Source organism: Gardnerella sp. 26-12, from assembly GCF_001660745.1.
In the GTDB taxonomy this organism is placed as follows: Bacteria; Actinomycetota; Actinomycetes; order Actinomycetales; family Bifidobacteriaceae; genus Bifidobacterium; species Bifidobacterium swidsinskii.
Genome location: NZ_LWSR01000067.1, coordinates 1 through 5517, shown reverse-complemented (window position 1 = coordinate 5517; position 5517 = coordinate 1). Strand labels below are relative to the sequence as shown.

Below are 5517 nucleotides of genomic sequence, written 5' to 3'. Positions count from 1 at the left end.
ATTTTAATTTAATAAATCGCTAGGTTTGTATGGATTTAGCAGATATAATAGAAGAACCGACGGCATCGTGGCAGTCGGGTTGTACAAATCGAACTTAAGGTTCGAGTCTATATGGGGAGGTTTCGCATGGAAATCGTCATTACTGGTCGTCATACGCAGATTAATCAAAGGTTCCGTGACGTTGTAGAAAGTAAGATGAATCGTGTGACCGCCATTGCGCCTGATGCGCAGCGCGTGCAAATCGTGTTGACTCATGAAGGCAATCCAAGGCAGGCTGACACAGCAAAGCGAGTTGAAATTACTGTTGTTGCAGGAAGCACTGTGATTCGCGCAGAAGCTTCTAGCACTGATCAATTTAGTGCATTAGATATGGCGCTTGATAAGTTGACGCTTCGTTTGCGTCGTACTCGCGATCGTCGTAAGGATCATCGCCGTGGATATACGGAAATGACCCCTGTAGATATGGGTGCTGTAGAGCCTGAGATTGAGACTACTGTTGAAGAGGCAGAAGAAAATGAGGTTAATAGCGCAGATGCTGCTGTTGCTTCTGATTTAGGTCCTGGTGAATCTGTGGAAGTAAGTGTTGGCGACACTCCTATTGTGATTCGTCGTAAGCTACATATTGCAGAGCCTATGAGCATAGATGAGGCTTTGTATGAGATGGAGCTTATTGGGCATGATTTCTTCTTGTTCGTAAACAAAGAAACTATGAGACCATCTGTAGTATATCGCAGACATGGTTGGAGCTATGGCGTATTTGAAATTGATACACCTGAAAATGTTGCTAAGCAAAAGTAATAATTAAAACACATCTAAAATGCGCGAATAAGTGCGCATGCCCGTCTAGCACAATGTTGGGCGGGCATTTTTATGTAGTAATCAGACGCGCTAACTTATAAAAATCGTAGCCGTCGCGTAATATAGGCACAGTTTACGTCTATGTTGGCTAGGCCGTCGTCATAGACATGACCTAAGGGAGCAAAACGTGGTAGATATCGTCGATAAAGCCTTGCGTATGGGTGAAGGCCGTCAATTGAAGCGCCTTGAGAACGTAGCAAAGGCTGTGAATGCGTTGGAAGATGAAATTTCCGCGCTTTCCGATGAAGAATTGAAGGGTCAAACTGCTAAATTCAAGCAGCGTTTAGACAATGGTGCAAAGCTTGATGATTTGATGCCTGAAGCTTTCGCTACTGTGCGAGAGGTTTCAAAGCGTACGCTTGGCCAGCGTCATTTCGATGTGCAGCTTATGGGTGGTGCTGCATTGCATTGGGGCAATATTGCAGAAATGAAAACTGGTGAAGGTAAAACATTGGTTGCTACTTTGCCAAGCTATCTGAATGCTTTGGAAGGCAAAGGTGTGCACGTTGTCACAGTCAACGATTACCTTGCTAGCTACCAGAGCGAGCTTATGGGTCGTATTTATAGATTCCTTGGCATGAGTGTTGGATGCATTATTACAGACCAGCAGCCGCCAGAGCGTCGTAAGCAATACAATGCTGATATTACTTACGGTACAAATAATGAGTTTGGCTTCGATTACTTGCGTGATAACATGGCGTGGGAAAAGAGCGAGCTTGTGCAGCGCGGTCATCACTATGCAATTGTCGATGAGGTCGATTCCATTCTTATCGATGAGGCTCGTACGCCACTTATTATTTCAGGTCCTGCTGAAGGTGATGTAACTCATTGGTATCGTGAATTTGCAAAGCTTGTTTTGAAGCTTACTCGCGATGTTGATTACGAGATTGATGAAAAGAAGAAAACCGCAGGTATTCTTGATCCTGGCATCGCAAAAATTGAGGATTACTTGGGCATCGATAACCTTTATGAGCCAAGCAATACAGCTCTTATTGGTTATTTGAATAACGCTTTGAAAGCTAAGGAGCTTTTCCTTCTAGATCGTGACTATGTTGTTACAAACGGCGAAGTTTTGATTGTCGATGAGCATACTGGTCGTGTTCTTCCAGGTCGTCGTTATAGCGAGGGCTTGCATCAAGCAATTGAAGCTAAGGAAAACGTGGAAGTCAAGGCAGAAAATCAGACTTTTGCTACTATTACTTTGCAAAACTACTTCCGCATGTACGACAAGCTTGCTGGTATGACTGGTACTGCTGAGACTGAAGCTGCAGAGTTCATGGGAACTTACAAGCTTGGTGTTCTTCCAATTCCTTCCAACCGTCCAGTAATTCGTAAAGATAAGGACGATTTGATCTTCCGCACAAAGAAAGAAAAGCTTACTGCTATTGTGCGAGATGTTGCTGAGCGTCATGCAAAGGGTCAGCCTGTGTTGCTTGGTACAGCTTCTGTTGAATCTTCTGAGATTCTTTCTTCGCTTCTTGACGTTGCTCGCATTCCTCACCAGGTTTTGAATGCTAAGCAGAATGCTAAGGAAGCTGCTGTTGTTGCTGTTGCAGGTCGTAAGGGTGCTGTAACTGTTGCTACTAACATGGCAGGTCGTGGTACCGATATTATGCTTGGCGGCAATGTTGAGTTCCTTGCAGATGCTAAGTTGAAGGCTGAAGGATATTCTCCAGACGATACTCCTGAAGAGTATGAGAAGCGTTGGCCAGGCGTTTTAGCTGAAGTTAAAGAGCAAGTTAAGGACGAGCACGAAGAAGTTAAGAATCTTGGTGGCTTGTATGTACTTGGTACTGAGCGTCACGAATCTCGTCGTATTGATAACCAGCTTCGAGGTCGTTCTGGCCGTCAGGGTGATCCTGGCGAGTCCCGCTTCTACTTAAGCTTGGAAGATGATTTGATGCGCCTGTTCAACACTCAGCTTGTTGCTCGTGTTATGGCTAAGGGATTGCCAGAAGGCGAACCAATTGAGTCTAAGTACGTTTCTAACGGTGTGCGCACGGCACAGAAGACTGTTGAAGCTCGTAACTTTGAAATGCGTAAGAACGTTTTGAAGTATGACGATGTTATGAATAAGCAGCGTACTGTGATTTATGCAGAGCGTCAGATGGTTCTTAAGGGTGAAGATATTCACGAGGACATCTTGAAGTTCATCAGTGACACCGTAGAAAGTTATGTGCGTGGCGCAATGAACGGTTCTGATAAGCCAAAGAATTGGGATTTGGACGGCTTAAAAGATGCTCTTAACTCTGTAATGCCTGTACTTCTTGATTGGGATCAGGTGTGTGAAACGATTATCAATCTTAAGGGCGAAAAAGCTGTTTCTGCTTTGCGTGATTTGATTGTCGACAGTGTAGTAAAGGTTTACTCTCTCATCGAAGATCGTCTCGGCGCTGATCCACTTCGTCAAATTGAATGTCGCGTTGTTCTTTCTGTTCTCGATCGCAAGTGGCGTGAACATCTTTATGAGATGGATTATTTGAAGGATGGTATTGGTCTGCGTGGTATGGGTCAGCGTGATCCGCTCGTTGAATATCAGCGTGAAGGCTACCAGATGTACAATTCGATGATTGAGGCAATTAAGGAAGAAAGCATTCAGCTTCTATTCCACATTGATATCAATCAGATTGCTTCTACTGAAGATATTTCTTCTGACGATGAGCTTGATGAAGATGTTGCACAAGCTTCGTCTGAGGTAGATGCTGAAGATCAGGCTGCTGGTATTGTTGGTCCTGCACCTTTGAGTCATGCTGAGGGAGATGTTCCGTTGAGCATGCGACCAAAGAATGAAGAATGGAAGACTCCATGGTCTGATGGTCGTACATTCCCAGGAACAAATAAGAATGAAGAGTGCCCATGTGGTTCTGGTCGTAAGTACAAGCTTTGCCATGGTCAAAACGAATCTGAAAATGAAGCTGAGTAACTTGAAAGCTGCTAGGTAAAATAAATAAAAGGCGGTGTGATTATAATCATGCCGCCTTTTATTATATTCGATTGATTATTAGCTATACTCGAGCACCATCTCCATAATCGCTGTAATCTTCTTTATACGGATTAGGTTTTTTGCGATTCATAAGTAATCCTGCTCCACTAAGTAGCATTAATAGGCCGCATATAATACCAACAATGTTTGCTATAGCAGGAATAAAAGCACTTACAATAACACCGAAGATACCTATAACAAATAGAATCCACAAAACTACATTAACTAAAGATACGTTATAAAATCGTGGATTTGGGGGCACAAAATCATCTCCATAGTCTTCCATAGTCTTATCTAAATCAAGCCAACTTGTGCGTGCGTTATCACGAGGACCTTTAGCAGTTATGATCGTGTGAGGGTCTTGCATTCTAGTAGGAATAATATAGGATTTATGGCTGCTTAGATTTTTTRMGMWAAATTTATTTTTAAACTTCTTATTTAGCTTTCGCCAAATAATATTTCATCCCAGCTTGGTACTGCTGCTCTTCCAGCTTTACGTTTATTGTGCTCAGAAGATGATTTTTCTTGGCCATTAGTATTAATTTCTTGATTATTTTTAGCAGAATTTTGATTACTTTCAGCAGCATTTTTTTGCAAATTCGTACTAACAATATCTGCTTTTTCAGCATTTTGAACTTTCGCAGCCAATGATTTTTGTGCTTTATTAGACGCATTGACGATTTTGCTATTCGTTTCGTTTCTATTAATAAATTCAGCATCTGGTTGTATTAGCGAAGTCTGCTGAGGATTATCTTCTTTAATAAATTGCGTATTTGTTTCAGTAGAACGCTTAGAATAGCCTTTTTCTAATACTTGCTGTATGTCAGAATTATTGTCCTGATTTTCGAAGGAAGATTGGGCTTGTGCATCTGCAAGTTTGTCACTGTTTCTAAGTTCCCATTGAGAAACAGCTCGTTCGATTCTGGCAGAACGAATAGAATTTCCTGGAAGCTCTTCAGTGTTGAATGGGAAATTAATGCTTACAGTGTCTCTATAAGCTCCACCATATGGAGATTGTTTAGAAGTATCCGCTGCATTAACATCTTCACCAAGCAATAATCTAGACGAAGGGTTCGCGCATGTAACAGAGTTGTCATGCATGTTCCATGTCCACTCAGCTTTAATAGTGCGAGTAGCAGTTTTGAAAGTAGCAGTAATTCGCCATGGCTCTAATCCTCTGCGCGTTGCTTTCCATTGCACTGTTTCCATGCCAATATGTGCTTTAGCTAATGTTCTTTCAATTAAATCTGCAATAGTGCGCATATTGCTTTGTTTAGGAGCAGGTACTAGAAGGAACTGCTCAATTGCATACTGCTTTTCGGTTTCAACGCCTGCAGAAAAACGCCTAACTTGTGCTTCACTAACGTTGTATCTTTGCGCTACATGTGAAGGTGCAACTCCTGCGCGAATCAATGCCTGAATTTGCGAAATAGGCAATGTTGCATTAGATTGTATAGAATTTGTGCCAGCATCTGCTGAGTTATGTTCATCGCTGTTTTTACTCGTAATTTTATGTGAACCAGCGATGGCGCGTTCCAGCGTGTCGTCCACTTGAATACGTAACGGCGTGTTTTCACAAATGAAAATCAAATTACCGTCTGCGTCAATATGGTCGAAACTCGCCTCTTTTGGCGGATTTTCAAGCATTATGCACCACCTGTCTCTTATACACATCC

The 5517-nt window shown here is 42.4% G+C and carries 4 protein-coding genes; 2 read left to right on the top strand and 2 right to left on the bottom strand.

Annotation, left to right across the window (positions count from 1 at the left end; genetic code table 11):
* The first annotated feature begins 126 nt into the window (after positions 1-126).
* Together raiA and secA are read left to right on the top strand one after the other, a co-directional pair.
* Positions 127-798 carry a ribosome-associated translation inhibitor RaiA gene (gene raiA, locus A5295_RS04235; protein ID WP_012914110.1) on the top strand — a complete coding sequence of 224 codons (672 nt, stop codon included), beginning with the start codon at positions 127-129 and terminating at the stop codon, positions 796-798.
* 187 nt (positions 799-985) lie between these two features.
* Positions 986-3781, top strand: a complete 2796-nt coding sequence (gene secA / locus A5295_RS04230) for a preprotein translocase subunit SecA (protein ID WP_064621806.1) — start codon at positions 986-988, stop codon at positions 3779-3781.
* A gap of 82 nt (positions 3782-3863) precedes the next feature.
* Here secA and A5295_RS04225 read toward each other — a convergent pair whose 3' ends face one another.
* Positions 3864-4208, bottom strand: coding sequence for a hypothetical protein (locus tag A5295_RS04225; RefSeq protein WP_231875285.1), 345 nt, complete (start codon positions 4206-4208; stop codon positions 3864-3866).
* Between the two features lie 71 nt (positions 4209-4279).
* Positions 4280-5488: a septation protein SepH gene (gene sepH, locus A5295_RS04220; RefSeq protein WP_064621804.1), complete on the bottom strand. Its 1209-nt coding sequence runs from the start codon at positions 5486-5488 to the stop codon at positions 4280-4282.
* Positions 5489-5517 lie beyond the last annotated feature (29 nt).